Below are 293 nucleotides of genomic sequence, written 5' to 3'. Positions count from 1 at the left end.
TCCAAGTACCATCGGCGCTAGAGGGCTTAACGGTCGTGTTCGGGATGGGTACGTGTGGAACCCCTCCGCCATCGCCACCAAACGCATAGCTTAGCTTACATCTCAGAGTTTGTTCTCTGAAAACTAGATCCGAAACGAAATTTGCAATTTATAACCTGCATATTGGATAAGCCCTCGACCGATTAGTACTGGTCAGCTCCATGCATTGCTGCACTTCCACCCCCAGCCTATCTACCTCGTCGTCTTCAAGGGGTCTTACATACTGGGAAATCTCATCTTGAGGGGGGCTTCAC

2 rRNA genes are annotated in these 293 nt (G+C 50.2%); both read right to left on the bottom strand.

What is annotated here, in order from left to right:
* Positions 1 to 82, bottom strand: a 5S ribosomal RNA gene (rrf, locus tag HP548_RS00315); the annotation flags it as partial.
* Positions 83 to 162: 80 nt separating this feature from the next.
* A 23S ribosomal RNA gene (locus HP548_RS00310) occupies positions 163 to 293 on the bottom strand; the annotation flags it as partial.

The sequence above is a fragment of the Paenibacillus taichungensis genome (genome assembly GCF_013359905.1).
GTDB lineage: Bacteria > Bacillota > Bacilli > Paenibacillales > Paenibacillaceae > Paenibacillus > Paenibacillus taichungensis.
The sequence above is the reverse complement of the archived record's forward strand: the minus strand, read 5'-3'. Positions and strand labels throughout refer to the sequence as shown.